Genomic DNA, 18,426 nt, shown 5'->3' with positions numbered 1-18,426 from the left:
CCCCGGCCGGCCCAGTAAAGACCAGCAAGGAAAGGCACCCTCCCCGTGACCTACTCGCATGTCGCCGGTGGCGAGACGCACCGGTTCGAAACCCTGGCCCAGGTCCTCGCCGCGGCCACCCCCCTGCGCTCCGGCGACGAACTGGCCGGCCTTGCCGCCACCAGCGAAGCCAACCGCGTCGCCGCCCGCTACGTGCTGGCGGACCTGCCCCTGCCGGTCTTCCTGCAGGATCTCGTCGTGCCCTACGAAACCGACGAGGTCACGCGGCTGATCATCGACAGCCACGACGATGCCGCCTTCGCCCCCTTCCGTTCCATGACGGTCGGCGACCTGCGCGACTGGCTGCTGGACGAAGGCACGACCGGCGCCATGCTCGAACGCGCCGCCCGCGCGCTGACCCCTGAAATGGTCGCCGCCGTGTCCAAGCTGATGCGCAACCAGGACCTCATCGCGGTCTCCGCCAAGATCGAGGTGGTCACGAAATTCCGCAATACCATCGGGCTGAAAGGCCACCTGTCGACTCGCCTGCAACCCAACCACCCCAGCGATGACCCCCGCGGCATCGCCGCCACCATCCTGGACGGCCTGCTGCAGGGCACCGGCGACGCGGTGATCGGGATCAACCCCGCCTCCGACAGCATTGCCAACTGCACCGAACTTCTGAAGGCGCTGGATGGCTTCCGCCAGGAATTCGACATCCCCACCCAAAGCTGCGTCCTGACCCACGTCACCAACTCGATCGAGGTGATAGAGGCCGGCGGCCCGGTCGACCTGGTGTTCCAGTCAATCGCGGGCACCCAGGCGGCAAACGACGGCTTCGGCGTCACCCTCTCGGTGCTGAAGGAAGCGCATGAGGCGGCGCTGTCGCTGAACCGGGGCACCGTGGGCAACAACGTGATGTACTTCGAAACCGGCCAGGGCGCGCCGCTGTCGGCCGGGGCGCACCACGGGGTCGATCAGCAGACGCTCGAAGTCCGCGCCTACTCGGTCGCCAAGGCCTTTGACCCGCTGCTGCTGAACACCGTCGTGGGCTTCATCGGGCCGGAATACCTCTTCAACGGCAAGCAGGTGATCCGCGCCGGGCTCGAAGACCACTTCTGCGCCAAGCTGATGGGCCTGCCGATGGGCTGCGACATCTGCTACACCAACCACGTCGATGCCGATCAGGATGACATGGACACGCTGATGACCGTGCTGGGCGCCTCCGGCGTCAACTTCGTCATCTGCGTGCCCGGATCGGATGACGTGATGCTCTCCTACCAGTCGCTTGCCTTCGAAGATGCCCGCTGGATGCACCGCACCTTCAACACGCGCCCCGCGCCGGAATTCGATGCCTGGCTGACCCGCATGGGCCTGGATCCCACCACGGACAGAAAGGCCCTGCCCAACCTCGGCGATTTCGCCAAACGCGTGGGGCTCGTGGCCTGATGAGCGATGTGAACCCCAACCTCACCAGCAACCTGCGCCACCTCACCCCTGCCCGCCTCCGCCTCGAAGCGGGCGGCACGGCGGCGAAACTCTCCTCCGTCCTGGATTTCCAAGCCTGCCACGCCAGTGCCCGCGATGCGATCTACATGCCCGTCGACTGGCAGGGCATCACCGCTGCGCTTTCCGGCGCAGAGGCGATCCGCGTCCACAGCCGCGCCGAAAGCCGGGAGGTCTACATCCGCCGTCCCGACCTGGGCCGCCGCCTCCGCGAAGAGGACCTGGCCCTGCTGCCCGAAGGGCCCTGTGATCTGGCCATCGTCGTGGCGGACGGGCTGTCGGCCCATGCCATCAACGACACCGGCGGCGCCCTGGTCGCCTCGCTTCTGGACGCCTTCGCCGATCTGAACGTCGCGCCGGTGGTCCTGGCCGAACAGGGCCGCGTCGGCATCGGCGACGAGGTGGGCGAAGCCATGCAGGCAGATCTGGTGCTGATCCTGGTGGGCGAACGCCCCGGCCTTTCGGTGACCAACTCGATCGGCGCCTACCTGACCCGTGCGCCCCGCGTCGGCACCCCGGACAGTGCGCGCAACTGCGTGTCCAACATTCACGGCAAGGGCGGGCTGTCGATCCCGGCGGCGACACACAAGATCAACTGGCTTGTCCGCCACGCCCGCAAGCTGGGCGTGACCGGCGTCGGCCTGAAGGACCTGTCGGATACCGTGCCGTTGCTCGGCGAGGACTGATCCCGCGCCCGCCCCGGCCTTGGCTGTGGCTGCGCGACAGGCGCGTGGCACCAGAGAAGTGGGACCAGACAAGCGGGACCGAAAAAGGGCTGGCGCCATCGCGCCGGCCCTTTCTCATCTGCTCCATCCGTCAATGACTGGATCCGCCCAGACAGATCCCGCCCTGAGGGGTCCCGTCATGACAGGTCCGGCAAGGGTCAGCCCGCGAGGCTCTCTTCTGCTACGTGTACGGGAATTACCGGCGCGTAATGAACTTCCCCGCGGGGAAGGTCGAAGGTCGCCCCGCCGGCATCCGTGACCAGGTGCTCCACCTCGTCCAGCGGGCAGATGGACACGCGGCTTTCGGTATCCAGTTTCGCGGAATGGCACAAAACGATGCTGCTGCGGGCGTTGCGGATCATCTTCCGCGCCACTTCCGCCTCGTGCAGCTCGTAGTCCGCAATGCCCTGCTCCCGGTGCACGCCCACGGGGGAAATCACGGCGAAGTCCACGCGGAACCTGTCGATCTCCGCCAGGGTCATCTCGCCATAGGTGGCGGGCACATCCGCATGGGGCACGCCCCCCAGCATGAGCGTGTCGCACTGCTCCCCGCCCGCCATGATCCGGGCCACTTCGAAGGAATTGGTGATGACACGCACCTGCCCCCGGGCCGCCAGGACCCGCGCAAAGGCAGTGGTCGTCGTCCCCGCATCGATGAAGCAGGTGGCCCCCAACGGGATCAGCTCGCAGGCGCGCCGGCCGATGGCCTCCTTCTGCGGCGCGAACTGCTCCTGCCGTGCGGCGAACTCCGGCTCCGGCTGCGGCCCCGCACCCGGCACCGCCCCGCCATGCACCCGCCGCAGCAGGCCCGTGCCCTCCATTTCCAGAAGATCCCGGCGGATCGTCTCGCGGGAGACGTCGAACTCGCCAGCCAGGTCGTTCGTGGCAACCTTCCCCTCGCGGCCCAGCCGCGTGAGGATCATCGCCTGTCGTTCATGAGACCACATGCCTACCTCCACCCAGACCGTACCCTCATGCCGCGAATAGCCTCGCAAGTCCACACCGCGGGGCGCCCGGGACACGGCGGATGCCACCTTTTTCCTCAGCCATGTCCGGCGAGTTGCAATTGTGCATTTATTTGCCTTTTTGCGCCGAAAACCCCAATTATGCCGCGCATATTTCTTGCATTTTGTGTGTTTGTGTTGAATCTGGGAGGAAATCGGAGGCATTTGCCACCGCCAAGCCGCCCCATGCATGGAAAACGAAGATGACGAAGATACCCGAGCAGGAATTTGCAGCCGATGTTGCCGACGAGGCGCGCAAGATCGCGGCCCGCTACTTCCGCAGCGCCCTCCAGGTGGATGACAAGGCCGACAGCTCCCCCGTGACGATCGCCGACCGGGAAATCGAGGCCTACCTGCGCAGCCGCATCGCCGAACGCTTCCCCGACCACGGCATCTTCGGGGAGGAACAGGCCCCGGTGAACCTCGGGTCCGACATGATCTGGGTCGTGGATCCCATCGACGGCACCAAGTCCTTCGTCACCGGGCACCCGCTGTTCGGCAACCTGATGGCGCTGCTGAAGAACGGCACCCCCTGGCTGGGCCAGATCGACATGCCGGTGCTGGGCGAACGCTGGCAGGGCGTTGCGGGCACGCCGACGCTGCACAACGGTGTGCCCTGCCGCACCAGCGGATGCACCACCCTGGCAGAGGCGCGCGCCTATACCACCGACCCGCTGCTGTTCCAGGGGCCGGCCATGGCCGCCTTCGATGCCATGGCAGAGGCCACGCACCTGCTGCGGCTTGGGGGCGATTGCTACAACTACGGGCTTCTGGCGTCCGGCCATTGCGACCTGGTGCTGGAAATCGCCCAGCAACCCTATGACTACCTGCCGGTTGTCCAGGTTGTCGAAGGGGCGGGCGGCGTGATCACCGACTGGTCCGGCAACCCGCTGACATTGGATTCCAAGGGCGAGGTCCTGGCCTCGGCCAGCCCCGAACTGCATGCCGAAATGCTGGCCCTGCTGGCCGGCATCCGCGAAGCCGCCATCGCCTGAGCAGGCAGGACCATCGTGCCGGAGGCCCGAAAGGCGCCGCCGGCTGAACGGAGGCCCGGAGGGCATTCCGCCCGCCCGGGCCTGCCGCTAGGCTGGGGCGGAGCACCGCATCGCGCGGGCGATGGCGCCAGGCAGACGACGGGTGCCCCGGCACCCGGTGACAGGACCCAAGAGAGGTTGGAACCATGTGGACCCTTTCCGCCACCGAACTGCTGCAGGGATATCGTGACGGCACCTTCACACCCGTCGAGGTGATGCAGGCCCTGCTGGACCGCAGCGCCACGGTGAACCCGAAGATCAACGCGCTTTACGAGATCGACGCCGAGGGCGCCATGACCACCGCCCGCGAGAGCGCCGCCCGCTGGGCCGAGGGCGCGCCAATGGGCCCGCTGGACGGTGTGCCCTGCGTGATCAAGGACAGCTTCGCCGTGGCCGGCATGCAGATGAAACGGGGCCTGGCCGCGCGCGCCGATGCCGCCCCCGACAGCGCCGACTGCCCGCCCGTGGCCCGGCTGCGGGAGGCCGGTGCGATCATCTTCGCCAAGTCGACGATGCCTGACATGGGCTTTCTTGGCGCCGGCGTCAGCTCTGCCCATGGCGTAACGCGCAATCCCTGGGACCTGTCGCTGAACACGGGCGGATCTTCCGCCGGGTCGGGGGCGGCGGTTGCCGCGGGCCTGGCGCCGATTTCGATGGGCAGCGACGTGGGCGGATCCGTCCGGCTTCCGGCCAGCCACTGTGGCCTGGCCACGCTGAAACCCACCGCGGGCGTCATCCCCCACCTGCCCTACAGCCGGGACCGGGTCGCAGGCCCGATCACCCGGACCATGGCCGATGCCGTGCTGATGATGTCCATCCTGGGCCAGCCCGATCCGCGTGCCTTCGAACCGGGCGCAGAGATCCCCGCGACGCTGACCCCGCTGCCCATGGCGGGCAAGCGGATCGGCCTGATGCTGTCCATCGGGGACAGCCCCGCCGTCGCTCCGGAGGTCGCCGCCCTGATCCGGCAGGCCGCAGAGGTCTTCCGCAGCCTGGGCGCCGAGGTGGTGGAGATCGGAGATCCGGTCGGCTTCCCCTTCGTGCGCGCCCTGCACGACTACTTCTGCGTCAAGGCCGCGGGGGAGCGCGCGGGCCTGCCTGCGGACCGTCAGGGGCAGATGCTGGACATCCTGACCAGCTCTGCCGACAAGGGTGCGGCGATGTCCGCCCTGCAGTTCGGCAAGGCCCTGTCGACGATCGAGAAAGCCCAGCTGAACCTGGCCCGGGCCACCGCTGAATTCGACTTCCTGCTGGCCCCCACGATGCCCTGGGCGAACTACCCCGCCGAGGCCGTGGGCGCGGATCCCGTGAACCCGCATGACCACGTCGGCTTCACCGCGCTGCTGAACCAGTCGGGCCAGCCGGGCGTCACCCTGCCCTGCGGCTTTGCCGGGACCTCTCCAGTCGGGCTGCAACTGATCGGATCAGTGGGGCAGGACGTGACGCTGCTGCGGGCGGGCCTGGCCTACGAGGCGGCGCGCCAGCCGTTGCCGGCCTTTCCCGACCTGGCCCCCACAACCCACGTGACGGAGGGCTGACCATGACGACCACCGCAGACCGCCAGGCCGCCGGCCTGGCCCTTCTTGCCCCCGGGGCGAGCCTGGGCGATCCGCTGCCCGCCGTGGCGATGCCGATGCACATGGGGCTCGACGGGCGGATCAGCCCGATCGAGGCCGAAGGGCGCGCGCTGATCGCCAAGACCTTCTTGACCGGCGCCCTTGCCCCCTTCACCTTCGATGGGGCAGCCCGCGCCGCCGCCGCCGCCGGCGCCCTTGGGATCGCGCCGGCCCTGCAGGCCGCCGATGCCGAAACCGGGACCCTGCTCTTCGACCGGCTGGGCACCGATTGGCGCATGGCCTCCGTTGCGGACCTGCAGCCGGAGGAGACCCTTTCCACCCTGCTGGCCACGCTGAAACGCTGGCACCAGGCGGGACCCTTGCAGGCCGCCACGGCGCCCCTGCCCCTTTATCGCGCCTATCTGGCCACCGCGGCGGAGCACGCAATCCCGGTGCTTCCGGCGACCCTGCGGATGGATCTGCCGGGCCTGACACAATGGGTCGAACGGATCGCGGGCGTGCTGGAGGCCGCCGGGGCGGACCAGGCACCGCTGCACGGTGAACTTGTCGCCTCCAACGTGATGCTGGGCCCCGACGGGCAGATCCGGCTGCTGGATTTCGACCGCGCCGCCATGGGCGACCCGTTCGGCGATCTTGCCGCGCTCGCGCTCGAAGCCTGTGTCGATGACGAGGATCGCGCGCGGCTGATCAGCCTTTACACCGGGCAGCCTGCCTCGACCGCCGAGCTGGCGCGGCTGAAACTTCTCGGCATGCTGGAGGATGCCTGCTGGGCCCTCTGGGCGCTGATCGGGGAAACGATGCCCGAACGCCGGGGGCCGGAGCTTTACAAATACGCCGCGAACCGGCTGATCCGGTTCCGCCTGCACCTGTCGAGCTTCGACATGGCGCGGCTGCTGCTGGAGGTATGACCATGGACATGACCGATATCGACACCGCGATCACCCGGGTTCCCCTGTTCGAGGGCCGGCAGTTGAAGAGTTTCCGCATCAACGGCGGGATCACCAACATCAACTGGCGCCTGGTCGATGAAACCAGCGGGGAGACCTTCTTCGTCAAGCTGCACGGCCCCGGGACGGAACAGTTCATCGACCGGCAGACGGCGCTGGCCGCCGCCATGTTCGCAGCCGAAAAGAACGTGGGCCCGGCGGTCCTGTTCCATGACGATGCGCTTGGCATCGAGGTGCACGAGTTCCTGCTGGGCTACGACAGCTGCGATATCATCGACGCGCAGGACGACCGGATCCGCGCCAACATCATGTCCGCCTACAAGGACATGCATTCGGGCCTGAAGCTGTCGCGCGACAACACCGGCCTGTCCCAGTTCGAAGACTTCGTGGGCAAGGTCGTGGGCAAATCCCCCCTGGTGCCGCGCGACATCGAACAGCTGGTCTGGCAGGGCCGCCGCGCCAAGTCGGCGATCGAGGCCGCGGGTATCGAGCTGACGGGCTGCTACAACGATGCCTACATCTCCAACTTCATGCGCAACGAGGCCCGGGAGATCAAGCTGATCGACTGGGAGTACGCGGCCAACAACGACCCCTACTGGGACGTGGCCATGTTCGCCTTCGAAAGCTTCTTCGACGACACGCGCGGGCTCGCCTCGATCCTGGAAATGTACGAAGGTCAGGCCCGGCAGGATGTCCTGGCGCGCAGCTACCTCTACATCGGGGTGCTTGCCGTCCGCTGGGGCCTCTGGGCGGTGCATCAAAGCATGACCTCCCCCATCGGGTTCGACTTCGCCAAGTATTCCCGGCTGTTGCTGCAACGCGCCCGGCGGCAGATGGCCTCCCCCGAGTGGGACTGGGCGCTGGCCCATGTTTGAGCAGCCCGGGCCCGAGGCCCCCAAGGCCGAGGGTCCGCGGGCCGGCCACATGCCGGCCCCGTGCTGAGCTTTCCTCCGGGCGGGGTCCTGCCTCGCCCGCCACTGCACCGGTCGCAAGGAGACCAAGGCAAATGCTGAATTTCCTCTCTCAGGCGCTGATCCTCGGGATCGGCGCCACTCTCGTATCGGACCTGTGGCAATGGGCCTTCCTGAAATGGACCGAGGGCAAGTCCCCGAACTGGAGCAGCGTCGGTCGCTGGGTCCTGGGGTTTCGCGAAGGCCGGATCATCGACCATGAGCTGGGCACCCGCGCGCCCCTGCCCCGGGAAAACGCCATCGGCTGGGGCGTGCATTACGTTGTCGGGGCGGGCTACGGGCTGCTTTATGTTGCTGTCCTCTTGCTGGCAGGCCTCACGCCGACGCTCTGCAATGCGCTGGTTTTCGGCCTTGTCACCCTTGCGGCGCCGATGCTTTTCATGAAACCTGCCATGGGCGGCGGGATCTTCGGACACCGGGCGGCGAAACCCTGGCGTGGCGCGCTGAAGACCCTTTCGGCGCATATGTCCTTCGGCGTCGGCCTCTGGCTTGCGTCGCTGCCGCTCTGACCTTTCCCGATCTCCGGACCCGAGATGACCTGTACCACCGCAGATGAAACCGGGCGCAGCCCTGCCCCCACCAGCGGCCCTGCCAGCGGCCTTCCCATCGTTGCGGCCGGCGCGGTCAGCCTGGCCATCGCGATGGGGATCGGACGCTTTGCCTATACCTCCATCCTGCCGCTGATGATTTCGGAGGATGCGCTGGACCTGGCCTATGGCAGCACGCTCGCCTCCTCCAACTACCTGGGTTACCTGGTGGGCGCGCTTGGCTGCGTGCTGATCCCCAACCACTGGTCCAGCGCCCGCCTGGTCCGCTGGGGGCTGCTGGCCACCGTGCTGCTGACCGCCGCGATGATGCTGCATGCGCCCGCACTCTGGCTCATCTTGCGGTTCCTGTCGGGGGTCGTCAGCGCGGTCGCGCTGGTCCATGCCTCCCGCTGGTGCCTTGGCGCGATGAAGCGGCGCGGCAGCACGGCCCTCGGCTCTGCCATGTTCACCGGGGTCGGCCTGGGCATCGCGGTTTCCGGCGTCGTGGCCACCGTCATGATCTCTGCCCGACTGGACTGGGTGGCGGCCTGGGGCGGCTTCGCCCTGACCGCCGCGCTCCTTCTGGCGCTGATCTGGCGTACCGTCGATCCCGGCACCGAGGATCGCCCCGCCCCGACGGTACGCCCGGAGGCCCAAGGCGCCCGCTGGCGCCCCGGCCTGCCCGATGCGCAACTGTCGTTCTTCACCCTGGCCTACGGGCTTTGCGGTTTCGGCTACATCATCACCGCGACCTACCTTCCGGTGATCGCCCGCAATGCCCTGCCGCCCTCTGTCTGGCTGGACCTCTTCTGGCCGATCTACGGGCTGGCGGCCGCTGCGGGCTCCCTTCTGGTGACGCGGATCCACGGCCGCCTGGAAACCCGCGCCCTGCTGATCATCTGCCACGTGATGCAGGCCACGGGCGTGGGCCTGTCCACGGTCTGGCCCAGCATGGGCGGCTTCATCCTGGGCGCGATCATCGCCGGATTGCCGTTCACCGCGCTCAACTTCCTTGCCATGGACGAGGCCGCCCGCCTGCAACCCCACCGCCCGGCCCAGTTCATCGGCCTGCTGACCGGCGCCTTCGCCATCGGCCAGATCTTCGGCCCGCCCCTGGTGCAGGTGATCATGGCCCATGTCGACGACCCGAACTTCGGCTTCAACCTGTCGCTGCGGATCGCCAGTGCGATGCTGCTGCTGTCGGCCGCGATCTACGTCGGGCTGCGCAGGCGCTACCCCTGATCCAACCCGACGCAAGGAAAAGGGGCGCCCGCCGGGCGCCCCTTTCGCGATGAGGCCCTGACGGCCCAGCCCTGCGTCTCGACTCAGCCCTGCGTCTCGATCCAGTCCTGCTCCAACACGACCTCCACCAGGCTTTCGGTGGTCGCCGCATTGCGCGCCAGGATCAGCTGGTAGCGCCCGGCCTCGGCGCGGAAGGCGCCTGCCTCGGGATCGAACCAGGCAAGGTCGCGCGGGCGAACCATCAGCTGCGCCGTTCCCGTCTGCCCGGGGGCCAGGTGCAGCTTGGCAAAGGATCCAAGCGCCTTTGCGGGTCCTTCCACCTGACGTTCGGGTGCCCGAACGTAGAGCTGGACGACCTCTGCCCCGGAACGTTTCCCGGTGTTGGTGACCTGCAACGAGACCTCCACCCCGGCCTGCCCGATCCGGTCGGACGACAGCACGGGCGCGCCCCAGTCGAAGCTGGTGTAGGCAAGGCCGAAGCCGAAGGGGAAGGCCGGCAGCGGCGCCGCGGCGCGATCGAAGTGCCGGTAACCGACGAAGAGCCCCTCGTGGTAGTGCACATGACCGGCCTCTCCGGGATAGGTGCCGGCGCTGTCCGACCAGACCGGCATGTCCCACATCTGCATCGGGAAGGTCTGGGGAAGGCGCCCGTTGGGCGTCTGCCGGCCAAAGAGCACATCGGCGATGGCGTGACCGGCCTCCTGCCCGGGGTACCAGGCCTGCAGCACCGCCGCGACCTCGTCCAGCCAGGGCATTTCGACCGGGCCGCCGGTCTGCAGCACGACCACGGTGCGCGGGTTCGCGGCCGCGACCCGCTGGATCAGCTCATCCTGGCGGCCGGGCAGCACCATGTCGGGCAGGTCCAGCCCCTCGGTGTCCCACTCCCCGCTACGTCCGACGAAGAGCACGGGCACCTCCACCTCTGCCGCGCGGGCCACGGCCTCCGCGATGGCCGCCTCGCCCAGGGGGCGGGTGATCCCGAACTGCAGGGCGCGCACGTCGATCCCTTCGACGCCTTCCATCGGGGTCCGGTAGTCGACAGTGATCCGGTAGCGACGCCCGGCCTGCAGGTGGAAGCGCGCCCGGCGTTCGCTGTTGCCCAGGCCGAAGAAATTGTCGCCCGGGGTCCAGTCGTCCCAGGAATCCACCACCAGGATGCCATCGACGTAGAGCCGCGCAAGGCCGGCATTGGTCAGCCCGAAGAGGTGTTCGCCATCCTCCTGCGGGGTGAAATCCGCCTCCACCCGGGTGGAGAAGGCGTTGGGGTCGATCTCGTCACTGGGCAGGTCGAACCAGAAGAAGCTGCTGACGGCGCCATCCTGCACCAGCACCGGGCGGCCCTGCCAATCGGTGCCCGCGTAGAAGCTGACCTTCATCGGCGCGGCGAGGACCGGCACCAGGCGGGTATTGTCGCAGCCGGGCGCATGCAGGACAGAGGCGCCTTCGCCCAGGGCGGCGGTCAGGCCCTCCAGCGGGCTGACCCGGTGGAGCGCGTTGATCTGGGCGGAGCCGCCGCCCATGATCTGCGCCTGCGCCGCATTGGGCCCGATCGCCGCGATGGAGGTCACGGCGCCCGCATCCATGGGCAGCAGGCCGTCGTTCTTCAGCAGAACCATGCCTTCTGCCCCCAGGCGACGGATCAGGTCACGGTCCACCGGACGATCCAGCGCCATCTCGGCGCCGGGGGCGCCATCCTCGAAACCGCCGACCCGGTCGATCAGATGCAGTACGCGCCGGGCGGAGGCGCGGACGGTCTCCGGCGCGACGCGGCCCTCTTCGACCGCAGCGACCAGCGCGGCACCGCGATAACGCTGCGGGCCCGGCATCTCCAGGTCCAGGCCGGCGTTGACCGTCGCCTCGCAGGTGTGGGTGCCGAACCAGTCGGACATGACCAGCCCGTCGAAGCCCCATTCGTCCCGCAGCACCTGCTGCAGCAACCAGGGATGTTCGCTGGCGTAGCTGCCGTTGACGCGGTTGTAGCCGGTCATGATCGCCATGGCCCCGGCCTCCTTCACCGCGGCCTCGAAAGGCGGCAGGTAGATTTCGCGCAGCGTCCGTTCATCTACGTCCGACGACATGGTCTGCCGCTCGATCTCGGAATCATTGGCGGCGAAATGCTTCACCGTTGCGGCCACGCCGCCCGATTGCACCCCGCGGACATAACCCGTGGCCAGCGCCGCGCTCAGCTGTGGATCTTCCGAGTAGCATTCGAAGTTACGCCCGTTCAGGCCGCTTCGGTGAATGTTCACCGTCGGCGCCAGCAGCACCCGCGCGCCCTTGGACCGCGCCTGAACGGCCAGTGCCCGGCCCATGTCCTCTGCCGCGGCCGGGTCCCAGCCCGCGCCAAGGCAGACCCCCACGGGAAAGGCCGCAGCCGCGGTGCCGTCAACCAGGTTGCCGGCCCCACGCGCGCCGTTCGGGCCGTCGGACATCTTGATCGCCGGAATGCCGAGCCTCGGGATCGGCACCGTGGTCCAGAAGTCGGCACCGGCCAGCAGCGATACCTGCTCTTCCAGCGTCATCTGGTCCAGCAGCGCATCAAGATCGCGGGAAGCGTCGGGGCGGGAAACGTCGGGAGGAAGGGTCATGGGTACTTTCTTCGCATCATCCGGCCGGCACCACCGCGATGGTGGCACCGGGCCGAAAGGAACGGGACCGCGCTCAGCCGCGCGGCTTGCGGATGTAGGTGACGTAGATCCAGGGCAGGATCGCGGCAATGGAGATCAGGAGGACGATCGTCGCACCGGCGGATGCCAGCCCGATGTTGGCGCGCTGGAAGAGGAAATCCATGATGAATTTCGCGGGCATGTCAGTGGCATATCCCGGGCCGCCGCCCGTCAGGGCCACCACCAGGTCATAGGCCTTCACCACGGCCACCCCCAGCAGCACCGCAGAGGTGATGACGATGGGCCGCATGATGGGCAGGATGATCGACAGGTAGGCACGCCAGACCGGGATGCCGTCGATGCGAATGGCCTTCCACAGGTCCTCGTCCACGCCACGCAGCCCCGCCAGCATCAGCGCCATCACCAGCCCGGTCGCCTGCCAGACGGCGGCGAGGATCAGCGCGTAGATCGCCATGTTCATGTCCACCACCCAGTCCAGACGGAAGCTTTCCCAGCCGAGGTCATGCATGGTCTTCTGGATGCCCAGGGTCGGATCCAGCATCCATTTCCAGACCACGCCGGTCACGATGAAGGACAGCGCGTAGGGATAGAGGTAGATCGTCCGGATGATCCCCTCTGCCCGGATCTTCTGATCCAGCGCCACGGCCAGCAGGAATCCCAGCACCAGTGCCGTCAGGATGAAGATCACCCCGAAGAGCACCAGGTTTTCCATCGACTGCATCCAGCGCGGGGTGGTGAACAGGCGACGATACTGGTCCAGCCCGGCAAAGTCGTTCACCGGCAGCAGCTTGGACGAGGTCAGGGACATGTAGACCGTCCAGATCGTCGTCCCGATGTAGATCGCCAGCACGATGGCCCAGGCCGGGGTCAGGGAGACACCCGCCGCGACGGATCGCCGGCTGCGGCGCCCCGAAGGGGCGGGCCGGGCGGCCCCGGGGACCTGGGAGGCGGAGGAAGCGGTCGGAACGGCGGACATGGGCACCTCGTCATGCGGGCGGAGGAAGGGGCAAGAAAAGCCCCCGGGCCAGAAGGGAGCGACGGCCCGGGGGTCATCGGAAGGGCCGGATCCGGCGCACGGAGGAGGACAGCGCGCCGGATCCGTTCAGCCCCCGATCATTCGGTGGAGGAGATCGCCTGGATCAGCATCTGCTGGAAGGTCTGCGCCGGCATCGACGGCGTGTTCAGGAACTGCGACACCGCATCGTTCACCGCGCCGAAGCGGTCGCCCGACATCTCTGCCGAGGTGTTCATCAGCTGGGTCCCGCCACCTGCCGCGAACTGCTGCTGGTAGTCGGTGCAGCCATCGCTTTGCGTCGGCACCGCGTCCAGGCGCGGAGACTTGCCGCCACGGGCATTGGTGAAGGCCACCTGGGTCGGCGCATCCATCACCACCTTGGCAAACAGCGACTGCGCATCGGTCTTCTTGTCATTCTTGGGCAAGACGAAGGTATCGCCGATCAGAACGAAGAACTGGTTTTCGCCGATGCCCAGTTCGCAGGTAAAATCCTCTCCGGGGGTCAGGCCCGCGCCGGTGAAGCTGCCCTTGGCCCAGTCGCCCATGAAGGTATAGGCCGCCTTGCCCTGCACCAGCAGATCGTCGGCCTGGTTCCAGCTGCGGCTGGTGGCGCCGGCGTCGGTATGGTCGGTCACCTCTCGGATGGTGCGGGCCACATCGAGGAATTCATCGCTGCCGATCAGGTCGAGGTCCCCGTTGGTGAAGACCGCGTCGAACATGTCGCGGTGGCCGCTGAACAGCATGATCGCCTGCACGTAGAGCATCTCGCTCCAGGGTTCGCCGCTCTTGGCGACGGGGATGATGCCCGCCGCCTCGAAGGCGTCGAGGCTGGCCATGAACTCTTCCCAGGTGGTGGGATAGGCGACGCCGGCCTTTTCGAAGGTGTCCTTCACCGTCCAGACCGTCGTGTAGTTCTGGACGACCACCGGCAGGGCAAAGATCTTGCCATCCACGCTGATGGAGTTCAGCAGCGACTGCGGCACCTGGTCGATCCAGCCGTCGCGTTCGGCATAGGGGGTGACGTCGGTCAGCACGCCCGCCTCGGCCAGCTCCTTCAGCTGGCGGTTGATGTTGAACTGCATCGCGGCGGGCGCGGTGCCGCTGACCACGGCGCTGATGCCCGTTGCCATGGCGGCCTCCATCCCCGGCACGGGGCGGTCTTCCCAGGTGCCGCCCGCGGCATCATAGGCCTCGGCCATCACCTTGACGCCGGCCGCTTCGGACCCGGCGTTCCACCAGTGCATGACATCGGCAACGGGGCCTTCGGCGGCCGCGGCGCTGCCCAGGACAGCGGCCAGCACGGCGCCGGGCAGGATCGAACGAAGAACGGGAGAGGTCATGTAGATATCCTTGTGAGAGGGGAGAGGGAAATTTCGGAGATCGTCAGATGTCAGAGCTCGCCTGCCGGCAGGCGCTGCCCGGTTTCGGCATCGAAGAGGCTGACCTCGTCGAGGGAGATCCGCGCCCGCACCATCGCGCCCTGATCGGGCGCCAGCCGGGGATCGCAGCGCAGCGACAGCGTCGTGCCGCCGACCCGCAGCCAGACGATGGTTTCCGGCCCGAGCGCCTCCACCAGGTCGACCGTCCCGGTCAGTTCCGCATCCATGGCCGGCGCGTCAGCTGCCAGAAGGGTGAGGCTTTCGGGACGCAACCCCAGGACCGCCCGCCCCTGCGTGGGCGCGGCAAGCCCCGGAACCAGAAGGCTGAGCCCTTCGCCCTCGAACCGGGCGGCACCCGGCGCGGCCTGCAGGCTGCCTTCGAAGAAGTTCATCTTGGGCGAGCCGATGAATCCCGCGACGAACATGTTGGCCGGGCGGCGATAGACCTCTTCCGGGCTGGCCAGCTGCTGGATCACCCCGTCCTTCATCACCGCGATCCGGTCGGCCAGGGTCATCGCCTCCACCTGGTCATGGGTGACGTAGATCATCGTGTTGCCGAGGGACTGGTGCAGCTTCTTCAGTTCGACCCGCAGGTCGGTGCGCAGCTGGGCATCCAGGTTCGACAGCGGTTCGTCGAAGAGGAAGACATCCACGTCCCGCACCAGCGCCCTGCCGATGGCGACCCGCTGCCGCTGCCCGCCGGACAGGTCCGCCGGCTTGCGCTTCAGCAGGTGGGTGATCTGCAGGATCTCCGCCGCGCGATCGACCCGGGCCGCAACCTCGGCCGGTTTCATCTTCCGCACCTTCAGGCCGAACCCCATGTTCTGCGCCACCGTCATCTGCGGGTAGAGCGCGTAGGACTGGAACACCATGCCGATGCCGCGGTCCTTGGGCGGGGTAAAGGTCACGTCCCGCCCGGAAATCGCGATGGTCCCGGCAGCCGTTTCCTGCAGGCCCGCGATGGCGTTCAGCAGCGTGGACTTGCCGCAGCCCGACGACCCCAGCAGCACCAGGAATTCGCCCTGGCGGATATCCAGGCTCAGCCCGTCCAGGACGTTGAAATGGCCATAGCTGACGGTCAGGTCCCGCACCTCGACCGAGGGGCTCTCCTCTGGCGTGGCGAGGGAGGCGGTGGGGGCGATTTCGGTCTGCATGGGGATCATCCTTTGACGGCGCCGGCCGCGATGCCGCGGACGAACCAGCGGCCGGAGGCGAGGTAGATTGCGAGGGGAACGATGGCGGTCAGGATCGTTGCCGCCATGTGCACGTTGTAGGGCTTCTCGCCGAACTGCGTGCTGACCAGCGCGTTCAGCTGCACGGTCATCGGGGAATTGTTGGTGCCGCCGAAGATCAGGCCGAAGAGGAAATCGTTCCAGACGTTCGTCGTCTGCAGGATGACGGCCACGACCATGATCGGTGTCGACAGCGGCAAGATGATCGACCCGAAGATCCGCCAGAACCCCGCGCCGTCGATCTGTGCCGCCTTCACCAGTTCCGCGGGCAGACCCGCGTAGTAGTTGCGGAAGATCAGGGTCACGATGGGCAGGCCGAAGAAGACATGCACCATGACCACCGCCGCAAGGGTGTTGGCCAGCCCCGTCTTGGCGAAGGTGAAGGCCAGCGGATAGATGAAGAGCTGATAGGGGATGAAGGCCCCGATCATCAGCAGACCGAAGAGGAGTTCGGCCCCGCGCGGCTTCCAGAAGGAGATTGCGTAGCCGGTCACGGCACCAAGGGCGACCGAAAGGATCACGCTGGGCAGGGTGATCCGGACAGAGCTCCAGAACCCGCTCGACAGGCCATCGCAGTTCAGACCCGTACAGGCCTCGCTCCAGGCAAATTTCCAGGCCTCGGTCGTCGGGGCCATCGGCAGGGCGAAAATGGAACTTCCGCGCACCTCGTCCATGGTCTTCAGCGAGGTGACGATCATGACGTAGAGCGGCGCCGCGAAGAACAGGACCGTCACGACAATGAAGGCCCACAGACCTATGCGGGCCAAATTGGTACTGGCCAAATTTGTGCTGGCCGGACTGATCCCGCTGCGTCCGGATCGGGCTGTCGTCTTTGCGGGCGATAGGCTGGTCATCTCTGCGCGCTTCCTCGGTCACTGCGGCGTTTGTGACCCGACCCTGCCTCGCCCAGGCATGTTAGCGCTAATACCAAACCGATATTTCCCACACATTTACACACTTCCGCCAAGAATATGAGCAGAATCCGTGCACATGTGTGTTATTTTGGGCTCAAAGATCGCAATTCCCGCGAGAGGCGAGTAGCCGTCCGCCGGTCACCCAGGGGCGCCCAAGGCCGAGAAAAGCAGCTCAAGACCACCACAAGACCCATATTTTCCATGTGATTTCGCGCATCCTGCGCCGAGCGGAGGTCAAATGCGGTGAAAAGATGAGGTCTTTGGCAGCTGGTCCCCTCCGAATCCGGAAAAACCGCCATGTGCTATTTTGTGGAAATCATCCGCATTTCAGGCAAGGTGATCCCGCAGCCCCACCCCTCCGGTGCGGCGCGCCCCGCAGCACAGCTGCGGGAGCCAGGTCAACAAGACCCCGATCAACAAGAGGACACCATGCCCGATCCCTATTCCGTCATGTGCTTCGGCGATTCACTCACCTGGGGCTGGATCCCCGTCAGCCACGCCGCGCCGACCACGCGCTATCCGCTGGAAGACCGCTGGACCGGCGCCATGGGCGCAGCGCTCGGCCCCGGCTACCGGGTTCTCGAAGAGGGCCTGAGCGGGCGCGGCACCACCACCGATGACCCGACAGACCCGCGCCTGAACGGCAGCAGGCACCTGCCGACGGCCCTGGCCAGCCAGTTCCCCCTGGACCTGCTGATCCTCATGCTGGGCACCAATGACATGAAGTGCTTCCTCCGGCGGGAGCCGTTCGACATCGCCACCGGCATGCAGGTCCTGATCGGTCAGGCCTATGCCTCCGCCGGGGCGGGCGGCACCACCTACCCCGCGCCGCAGATCCTGCTGGTTGCCCCGCCAGTCATCGGACAGCCCGAGCACCCCTATTTCCAGGCGCTGTTCGAAGGCGCTGAGGAAAAGTCCCGCGCCCTGGGTCCGCTCTACCGGGCGCTTGCCGACCTGATGAAGGTGCATTTCCTCGACGCCTCCGAGGTGATCGAAACCGACGGCATCGACGGCCTGCACCTGACCGCTGCCAGCAACCGCAAGCTGGGGGCCGCGATGGCGGAAAAGGTGCGCCAGATCCTGCCCGCAAGGGCCTGATCCCCGGCCCTGACCCCGGCCCTATCCCGACCTGCCCCCAGCCCGCGCCGGGCTGGGGTCAATCAGCCAAGGCAAAGATCGCCGTCACCATCCGTTCCGCCAGGGCCCGGTCCAGCGGCTGCCCCGTCAACAGGCGGTACCAGAAGGCGCCATGCGCAAAGCTCGACAGCATTTCGACGTCGGCTCCGGGCGCCAGCGCGCCTTCATCCTGGGCGCGCTGCAGCAAGCGCACCACGATGGCATCCCGTGGCGCCACGAAACGTTCCTGGAATATCTCCCGAAACTCAGGATCCTCCTGGGCGGAGGCGATCAGGTTGCGCAGCGTGTAATTGTTGCGCGCCAGATGCAGGAAGACGGTTTCAAAGAAATCCACCAGCGCAGCCCGCGGATCGGCCTCTGCCGCGGGGGCCGGCACATAGGTCTTCGCATCGTCGTAGAAGGCCTCCATCACCAGTTCCGCCTTGGTGGACCAGCGATTGTAGAGCGATTGCCGTGACACCCCCGCGCGCCGGATGATCGCGCTGATGCTCACCGCGCCATAGCCTTCGGCCCGCACCAGCTCCAGCGCCGCGCGCTTCAGCGCCCGGTCCACCGCCTGATCCCTCGGCCGACCTGCCGGCCTCGCCTCCCGCTCATCCATGCACAGCCC

The 18,426-nt window shown here is 67.3% G+C and carries 16 protein-coding genes; 9 read left to right on the top strand and 7 right to left on the bottom strand.

What is annotated here, in order from left to right; all coding sequences use genetic code 11:
- The first annotated feature begins 45 nt into the window (after nucleotides 1–45).
- A complete protein-coding gene (locus AC2IR1_RS06445; RefSeq protein ID WP_486475460.1) occupies nucleotides 46–1,428 on the top strand; it encodes an ethanolamine ammonia-lyase subunit EutB in 1,383 nt (460 codons plus the stop codon).
- Nucleotides 1,428–2,171 (top strand): ethanolamine ammonia-lyase subunit EutC, encoded by a 744-nt coding sequence (gene eutC / locus AC2IR1_RS06440; RefSeq protein WP_486475459.1) that lies wholly within the window; start codon nucleotides 1,428–1,430, stop codon nucleotides 2,169–2,171. The genes AC2IR1_RS06445 and eutC overlap by 1 nt, the downstream gene beginning before the upstream one ends.
- Nucleotides 2,172–2,368: 197 nt before the next feature.
- On the opposite strand, the gene AC2IR1_RS06435 is transcribed toward eutC, so the two are convergent.
- Nucleotides 2,369–3,157: a DeoR/GlpR family DNA-binding transcription regulator gene (locus AC2IR1_RS06435; RefSeq protein WP_486475458.1), complete on the bottom strand. Its 789-nt coding sequence runs from the start codon at nucleotides 3,155–3,157 to the stop codon at nucleotides 2,369–2,371.
- A gap of 260 nt (nucleotides 3,158–3,417) precedes the next feature.
- Here AC2IR1_RS06435 and AC2IR1_RS06430 point away from each other — a divergent pair, with 260 nt between their 5' ends.
- The 6 genes from AC2IR1_RS06430 to AC2IR1_RS06405 all read left to right on the top strand — a co-directional run bounded on the left by AC2IR1_RS06430 (nucleotide 3,418) and on the right by AC2IR1_RS06405 (nucleotide 9,512).
- The gene (locus AC2IR1_RS06430; RefSeq protein WP_486475457.1) at nucleotides 3,418–4,209 is read left to right on the top strand and encodes an inositol monophosphatase family protein; all 792 of its coding nucleotides are present in this window, start codon (nucleotides 3,418–3,420) and stop codon (nucleotides 4,207–4,209) included.
- A 185-nt stretch (nucleotides 4,210–4,394) separates the two neighbouring features.
- Nucleotides 4,395–5,786 (top strand): amidase family protein, encoded by a 1,392-nt coding sequence (locus AC2IR1_RS06425; RefSeq protein WP_486475456.1) that lies wholly within the window; start codon nucleotides 4,395–4,397, stop codon nucleotides 5,784–5,786.
- 2 nt (nucleotides 5,787–5,788) lie between these two features.
- A complete protein-coding gene (locus AC2IR1_RS06420; protein WP_486475455.1) occupies nucleotides 5,789–6,733 on the top strand; it encodes a phosphotransferase in 945 nt (314 codons plus the stop codon).
- 2 nt (nucleotides 6,734–6,735) lie between these two features.
- Nucleotides 6,736–7,647, top strand: coding sequence for a choline/ethanolamine kinase family protein (locus AC2IR1_RS06415; protein WP_486475454.1), 912 nt, complete (start codon nucleotides 6,736–6,738; stop codon nucleotides 7,645–7,647).
- Nucleotides 7,648–7,778: 131 nt separating this feature from the next.
- A complete protein-coding gene (locus tag AC2IR1_RS06410; protein WP_486475453.1) occupies nucleotides 7,779–8,252 on the top strand; it encodes a DUF2938 family protein in 474 nt (157 codons plus the stop codon).
- 24 nt (nucleotides 8,253–8,276) lie between these two features.
- A complete protein-coding gene (locus tag AC2IR1_RS06405; protein WP_486475452.1) occupies nucleotides 8,277–9,512 on the top strand; it encodes a YbfB/YjiJ family MFS transporter in 1,236 nt (411 codons plus the stop codon).
- 83 nt (nucleotides 9,513–9,595) lie between these two features.
- On the opposite strand, the gene AC2IR1_RS06400 is transcribed toward AC2IR1_RS06405, so the two are convergent.
- From AC2IR1_RS06400 to AC2IR1_RS06380, 5 genes are all read right to left on the bottom strand, one after another.
- A complete protein-coding gene (locus AC2IR1_RS06400) occupies nucleotides 9,596–12,100 on the bottom strand; it encodes a beta-glucosidase H (RefSeq protein WP_486475451.1) in 2,505 nt (834 codons plus the stop codon).
- 73 nt (nucleotides 12,101–12,173) lie between these two features.
- Nucleotides 12,174–13,115 carry a carbohydrate ABC transporter permease gene (locus AC2IR1_RS06395; protein ID WP_486475450.1) on the bottom strand — a complete coding sequence of 314 codons (942 nt, stop codon included), beginning with the start codon at nucleotides 13,113–13,115 and terminating at the stop codon, nucleotides 12,174–12,176.
- A gap of 137 nt (nucleotides 13,116–13,252) precedes the next feature.
- The gene (locus tag AC2IR1_RS06390; protein ID WP_486475449.1) at nucleotides 13,253–14,494 is read right to left on the bottom strand and encodes an ABC transporter substrate-binding protein; all 1,242 of its coding nucleotides are present in this window, start codon (nucleotides 14,492–14,494) and stop codon (nucleotides 13,253–13,255) included.
- Between the two features lie 50 nt (nucleotides 14,495–14,544).
- Nucleotides 14,545–15,687 carry an ABC transporter ATP-binding protein gene (locus tag AC2IR1_RS06385; RefSeq protein ID WP_486475448.1) on the bottom strand — a complete coding sequence of 381 codons (1,143 nt, stop codon included), beginning with the start codon at nucleotides 15,685–15,687 and terminating at the stop codon, nucleotides 14,545–14,547.
- Between the two features lie 5 nt (nucleotides 15,688–15,692).
- Nucleotides 15,693–16,619: a carbohydrate ABC transporter permease gene (locus tag AC2IR1_RS06380; protein WP_486475447.1), complete on the bottom strand. Its 927-nt coding sequence runs from the start codon at nucleotides 16,617–16,619 to the stop codon at nucleotides 15,693–15,695.
- 357 nt (nucleotides 16,620–16,976) lie between these two features.
- On the opposite strand from AC2IR1_RS06380, the gene AC2IR1_RS06375 reads away from it, so the two are divergent.
- Nucleotides 16,977–17,777, top strand: a complete 801-nt coding sequence (locus AC2IR1_RS06375) for an SGNH/GDSL hydrolase family protein (RefSeq protein WP_486475446.1) — start codon at nucleotides 16,977–16,979, stop codon at nucleotides 17,775–17,777.
- A gap of 58 nt (nucleotides 17,778–17,835) precedes the next feature.
- Here the strand turns inward: AC2IR1_RS06375 and AC2IR1_RS06370 are convergent, their stop codons facing one another.
- Nucleotides 17,836–18,417 (bottom strand): TetR/AcrR family transcriptional regulator, encoded by a 582-nt coding sequence (locus AC2IR1_RS06370; protein ID WP_486475445.1) that lies wholly within the window; start codon nucleotides 18,415–18,417, stop codon nucleotides 17,836–17,838.
- Between the last annotated feature and the right edge of the window lie 9 nt (nucleotides 18,418–18,426).

The organism is Pseudooceanicola sp. NS-SX8 (genome assembly GCF_057380755.1).
This window is presented reverse-complemented; position numbering and strand designations above follow the sequence as displayed.

Bases quoted from the DNA above. Each gene is read 5' to 3' on its own strand.
- eutC (WP_486475459.1), top strand. From the start codon at position 1,428: ATGAGCGATGTGAACCCCAACCTCACCAGCAACCTGCGCCACCTCACC.
- AC2IR1_RS06435 (WP_486475458.1), bottom strand. From the start codon at position 3,157: ATGTGGTCTCATGAACGACAGGCGATGATCCTCACGCGGCTGGGCCGC.
- AC2IR1_RS06430 (WP_486475457.1), top strand. From the start codon at position 3,418: ATGACGAAGATACCCGAGCAGGAATTTGCAGCCGATGTTGCCGACGAG.
- AC2IR1_RS06425 (WP_486475456.1), top strand. From the start codon at position 4,395: ATGTGGACCCTTTCCGCCACCGAACTGCTGCAGGGATATCGTGACGGC.
- AC2IR1_RS06420 (WP_486475455.1), top strand. From the start codon at position 5,789: ATGACGACCACCGCAGACCGCCAGGCCGCCGGCCTGGCCCTTCTTGCC.
- AC2IR1_RS06415 (WP_486475454.1), top strand. From the start codon at position 6,736: ATGGACATGACCGATATCGACACCGCGATCACCCGGGTTCCCCTGTTC.
- AC2IR1_RS06410 (WP_486475453.1), top strand. From the start codon at position 7,779: ATGCTGAATTTCCTCTCTCAGGCGCTGATCCTCGGGATCGGCGCCACT.
- AC2IR1_RS06405 (WP_486475452.1), top strand. From the start codon at position 8,277: ATGACCTGTACCACCGCAGATGAAACCGGGCGCAGCCCTGCCCCCACC.
- AC2IR1_RS06400 (WP_486475451.1), bottom strand. From the start codon at position 12,100: ATGACCCTTCCTCCCGACGTTTCCCGCCCCGACGCTTCCCGCGATCTT.
- AC2IR1_RS06395 (WP_486475450.1), bottom strand. From the start codon at position 13,115: ATGTCCGCCGTTCCGACCGCTTCCTCCGCCTCCCAGGTCCCCGGGGCC.
- AC2IR1_RS06390 (WP_486475449.1), bottom strand. From the start codon at position 14,494: ATGACCTCTCCCGTTCTTCGTTCGATCCTGCCCGGCGCCGTGCTGGCC.
- AC2IR1_RS06385 (WP_486475448.1), bottom strand. From the start codon at position 15,687: ATGCAGACCGAAATCGCCCCCACCGCCTCCCTCGCCACGCCAGAGGAG.
- AC2IR1_RS06380 (WP_486475447.1), bottom strand. From the start codon at position 16,619: ATGACCAGCCTATCGCCCGCAAAGACGACAGCCCGATCCGGACGCAGC.
- AC2IR1_RS06375 (WP_486475446.1), top strand. From the start codon at position 16,977: ATGTGCTATTTTGTGGAAATCATCCGCATTTCAGGCAAGGTGATCCCG.
- AC2IR1_RS06370 (WP_486475445.1), bottom strand. From the start codon at position 18,417: ATGGATGAGCGGGAGGCGAGGCCGGCAGGTCGGCCGAGGGATCAGGCG.